The following is a 634-nucleotide window of genomic DNA, read 5'->3' on the forward strand; positions in this document are numbered from 1 at the left end:
GAATAAAGAAAGGGTTGGATGATAATAATAAAGAGTTCTTATCAAATTACATATCAGAGCAAATGAATGATAATTTAAGTATCGAATTATCTTCTTTCCTTAATAAAAAGCCTGTATTATCCTTTTCCTTCGGTGATATAACATTTCCTTTCAGAGAGCCCGATAAATTATTTGAAAATAATGCACTTATAGATTCCATTGCAAAAGCAGAATCTTTAACTCTTGATCGCCTTTTAAAATTAACGCAATTTTTTCAACTACAAGACCGAGGTTACTGGATAACAACATTTATGTTCAAACCAGCAGAAAATACAGAAATTATTTTCGACGGCAATGAAAGAATTAAAGGGAATGAAGTGCTTCAAAAAGTCTGGCTTCGAGCTCAAAAAAAAGCAGGAGCAATGACACTAACTGCCACTATGAGAAAAAAAGACGGCGAAATATTTGAGTCTCCTGTATTAAGCATTCGCAATTGTGACCAATGTCATTTTTTCGTTGACTATGACAAAGATCAACTAAGAAATTACACTTGGGTTCCTGACTATGATTACTTTAATTACTGAGAACGCAAGGTATAGAATGTAAAAAATCATCAAAATGCAAGTTTTTTATAAAAATAAATGGCCTGTAAAAA

1 protein-coding gene is annotated in these 634 nt (G+C 31.7%); it reads left to right on the forward strand.

Annotation, left to right across the window (positions count from 1 at the left end):
• Positions 1-563 (forward strand): hypothetical protein (locus ACNQ0W_RS25305; RefSeq protein WP_417933306.1); only part of this gene is annotated, 563 nt, incomplete at its 5' end.
• Between the last annotated feature and the right edge of the window lie 71 nt (positions 564-634).

Origin of the sequence: Enterobacter cloacae complex sp. 6730903, assembly GCF_048283985.1 — a bacterium.
Lineage (GTDB): Bacteria > Pseudomonadota > Gammaproteobacteria > Enterobacterales > Enterobacteriaceae > Enterobacter > Enterobacter hormaechei_C.